This is a genomic window from Streptomyces sp. NPDC001781 (assembly GCF_053596035.1).
In genome coordinates, this window is record NZ_JBSFFI010000066.1 from 1 (window position 1) to 4,594 (window position 4,594).

Annotated in this window: 1 protein-coding gene; it reads left to right on the forward strand. The window is 73.9% G+C overall.

All coding sequences use genetic code 11. The features are described 5' to 3' along the window. Positions 1-4,594 (forward strand): SDR family NAD(P)-dependent oxidoreductase (locus ACWCV3_RS28480; protein WP_451230099.1); only part of this gene is annotated, 4,594 nt, incomplete at both ends.

Consider the following 4,594-nt stretch of genomic DNA (forward strand, 5'->3'; position numbering starts at 1 on the left):
ATGGTCCGCTTCGAGCAGGCCACCCGCCTGCTGCTGGGCGACGGCTTCAACGCGTTCGTCGAGGTCTCCACGCACCCGGTCCTGACCGGACCGGTGACGGAGACCGCCGAGGACGCGGGCGTGGTCGGCGGCGTCCTGGCCGTCGGCACCCTGGAGCGCGACAACGGCGGCGCGACCCGAGTGGTCACCTCGCTCGCCCAGGCCCACGCAGGCGGCCTCCCCGTCGACTGGAAGACCGTCCTGCCGACCGGCGACCGGCTGGACCTGCCCACCTACGCCTTCCAGCACGAGCGATACTGGCTCCACCCCGCCACGGCCTCCGACACGGTCGCCGCCGGCGGAGACGGCGCGGGCACCGAGACCGAGGCCCGGTTCTGGGCCGCAGTCGAGGGCGGTGACCTGACCGGCCTCGCCGACACCCTCGCCATCGAGGACGCGAAGCAGCTCAGCACCGTCCTGCCCGCGCTGGCGTCCTGGCGGCGGCGCGAGCAGGACCGGTCCGCGACCGCGCAGTGGCGCTACCGCGTGCGCTGGACGTCCGTCGCCGAGCCCGGCTTCGCCCGGCTGTCCGGCCCCTGGCTGGTGGCCGTCCCCGACTCGCCGGCCGGCGAGGAGACCGCGCGCCAGTGCGTGTCCCTGATCACCGCGCGAGGCGCGACACCCGTCACCGTCGTGATCCCGGCCGGGGTCTCGGACCGCGTCGGCGTCGCCTCACTGCTCGTGTCGGCGCTGCGGGAGTCCGGCACGGACGTCGGCCAGGTGGCCGGTGTGCTCTCGCTGCTGGCGCTGGACGAGACGGCCATGGACGACCACCCGGTGGTGGCCGTCGGCCTCGCGGCCACGCTCGGCCTGGTACAGGCCCTCGGCGACGCCCGCGTCGACGCCCCGCTGTGGCTGCTCACCCAAGGCGCCGTCGCCGCCGGACCGGCCGACGCGCTCACCAACCCGGCGCAGGCGCAGATCTGGGGCTTCGGCCGGGTCATCGCCCTGGAGCACCCCGACCGCTGGGGCGGGATGATCGACCTGCCCGCCGCCCTGGACACCCGGGCGGGAGGGCAGCTGGCCGCCGTACTGGCCGGCTGCGACGAGAACCAGGTCGCGATCCGGCCGTCCGGCATCTTCGGCCGCAGGCTGACCCGCGCCCAGCACGCCGGCGACGCCAAGCGGCACCCGGTCCGAGGCACCGCGCTGATCACCGGCGGCACCGGCGCCCTCGCCGGGCACACGGCCCGCTGGCTGGCCGGCCGAGGAGTGGAGCGGCTCGTGCTGACCAGCCGCTCCGGGCCCGCCGCCCGGGGCGTCGCCGAACAGGCGGCCCACCTGGCCGCGCTGGGCACCGGCGTGGACGTGGTGACCTGCGACGTCGGCGACCGCTCGGCGGTGACCGGGCTGGTGGACTGGACCGGCCGCAGCGGCCCGGCGCTGTCCACCGTGGTCCACACCGCGGGCGTGCTGGACGACGGCATCATCGAGCACCTCTCGCCCGACCGGCTGGAGACGGTCCTCGCGGCCAAGGCGGCGAGCGCGTCCTACCTGGACGAGGCCACCGCGGACCTCGACCTCGACGCGTTCGTGCTCTTCTCCTCCGTGGTGGCCACCACCGGCGGCCCCGGCCAGGCCAACTACGGCGCGGCGAACGCCTACTTGGACGCCCTGGCCGAGAACCGGCACAGCCGGGGGCTGCCCGCCCTCGCCGTGGCCTGGGGCCCGTGGTCCGGCGACGGCGTGGCGCAGAGCAACGAGGCGGCCCGGCAACGGCTGGCCCGCAACATGTGGGAAGGCACGATGGAGCCCGAGCTGGCTGTCCAGGCGCTCGGCGAGGCGCTCGACGGCACGGACCCCGTCCTCACGGTGACCAACATCGACTGGTCCCTGGCCCTGGCGGACCCGCAGGACGCGGCTCCCCTCCTCAAGGTGCCCGTCATGCGGGACCTGCCCGAGGTCCAGCGGCTCGCCGTGGTCCTCGCGAACATGGCCGCCGTCCCGGCGGAGGACGAACTCCTGCGCCGGCTGGCCGGGCAGAGTCGGGCCGAGCAGCTGCGCACCCTGACCGAACTGGTCCACGCCAAGGCCGCCAAGGTGCTGGGCTTCGCCTCCGCCGACGCCATCGAGAGCGACCGCGCCTTCAGCGAGCTGGGCTTCGACTCGCTGACCGCCGTGGAACTCCGCAACGAACTCGGCACAGCCGTGGGCCGACGGCTCCCCGCGACCCTCCTGTTCGACTACCCGAACGCCGCCGCATTGAGCGTGTACCTGTACGACGAACTCCTCGGCGACCTGTCGGACGACACCGCGACGCCGGTCACCGGCGTGGTCGCGGCGACCGACGACGAGCCGATCGCCATCGTCGGCATGGCCTGCCGCTACCCCGGCGGCGTGGCGAGCCCGGACGGGATGTGGGCGCTGGTGTCCTCCGGCACCGACGCGATCTCCGGCTTCCCGGACGACCGGGGCTGGGACCTCGACACGCTCACGTCGAGCGAGAACTACTCCTCCTACGTCCACGCGGGCGGCTTCATCGAGGACATGGCCGGCTTCGACGCCGACTTCTTCGGCATCAGCCCGCGTGAGGCGATCGCGATGGACCCGCAGCAGCGGCTGCTCCTTGAGACGTCGTGGGAGGCGCTGGAGCGGTCCGGCGTGGACCCGGAGGGGCTGCGCGGCTCCGCGACCGGTGTCTTCGTCGGCGGCTACTTCTCCGGCTACGGCTCCGGCGCGGAGATCGAGGGCGCCGCGCACCTGATCACCGGCAACGCCACCAGCATCCTGTCGGGCCGCGTCTCCTACGCGCTCGGCCTGGAGGGCCCTGCGGTCACGGTCGACACCGCGTGCTCGTCCTCGCTGGTCGCCATGCACCTGGCCGCGCAGGCCCTGCGCTCCGGCGAGTGCTCGATGGCGCTGGCCGGCGGCGTCACGGTCATGATCACCGCCGACGGATTCGTCGGCTTCAGCGAGAACAGCGGCCTGTCCCAGGACGGGCGCTCCAAGGCGTTCTCCGCCCAGGCCGACGGCATGGGATTCGCCGAGGGCATCGGCATGCTGGTCGTGGAGCGGCTGTCCGACGCCCGCCGCAACGGCCACCCGGTGCTGGCGGTCCTGCGCGGCAGCGCAGTGAACCAGGACGGCGCGTCCAACGGACTGACCGCGCCCAACGGCCCCTCCCAGCAGCGGGTCATCCGCGCCGCGCTGGCCAACGCCCAGCTCTCGCCCGCCGACGTCGACGTCGTCGAGGCGCACGGCACCGGCACCAAGCTCGGTGACCCGATCGAGGCGCAGGCGCTGCTGGCCACCTACGGCCGTCAGCGTCCGGAGAACCGTCCGCTGTGGCTGGGTTCGGTGAAGTCGAACATCGGGCACACCCAGGCCGCCGCCGGTGCGGCCGGCGTGATCAAGATGGTGCTGGCCCTCCAGCACGAGCAACTCCCGCGCACCCTCCACGCCGACGAGCCCTCGCCGCACGTGGACTGGACGGCGGGCGACGTCAAACTCCTGACCGAGCCGGTGCCGTGGCCTGCGGGCGAGCGGGTCCGCCGGGCGGCGGTGTCCTCGTTCGGCCTGAGCGGGACCAACGCCCACGTCATCCTGGAACAGGCCCCCGTCTCGTCCGACGCCGCTGCCTCCGACGAGGAGCCGGACGGGATCGAGTCGATCGAGCGTGCTGCCGAGGCAGAGGCCCCGGTGGTGTCGGGTGCCAGTGCTTGGCTGGTGTCGGGTCGTTCGGCCGCCGGTCTGTCGGCGCAGGCCGAGCGGCTGCTCACCTGGACGACGGCCCGGCCCGAGCTGGAACCGGCCCACGTTGCCTGGTCGTTGGCGGCGACGCGTTCGGCGTTCGAGCACCGCGCCGTGGTGGTCGGCGCCGACCGGACCGAGCTGGTGGCCGGGCTGGAGAGCCTCCGAGGCGAGGTGCTCACGGGTTCTGCGGTGTCGGGAGTGGCGCGGTCCGGAGTGCGACCGGTGTTCGTGTTCCCGGGTCAGGGTTCGCAGTGGCTCGGCATGGGTTGTGAACTGGCTGAGGTCAGCCCGGTGTTCGCGGCGCGGCTGGCGGAGTGTGAGGCGGCGCTGTCGGCTCACGTCGAGTGGTCGCTGATGGATGTGCTGGCGGGGGCTGAAGGCGCTCCGGCGCTGGAGGCGGCTGATGTGGTGCAGCCGGTGCTGTGGGCGGTGATGGTGTCGCTCGCGGCGGTGTGGGAGGCGGCGGGGGTTACGCCGGATGCCGTCGTCGGCCACTCGCAGGGCGAGATCGCGGCGGCGACGGTCGCCGGGATGCTCTCCCTGGAGGACGGCGCGCGGGTGGTGGCGTTGCGGTCGCGGTCGTTGAAGGTGCTGGCGGGCGCGGGCGGCATGCTGTCCGTGGCCGCCTCCGCGTCGCAGGTAGAAGGCCGGTTGGACGACCGTCTCGCGCTGGCGGCCGTCAACGGCCCGGCGGCGGTGGTCGTTTCGGGTGAGCCGCAGGCTCTTGAGGAGCTGAAGGCGCAGTTCGAGTCCGAGGGCATCCGGGTGCGCATGGTCGCGGTGGACTACGCGTCCCACGGCCCGCAGGTCGACCGTCTGGAAGCGGAGATCCGAGAGGTCCTGTCGGGCATAGCCCCGCGTC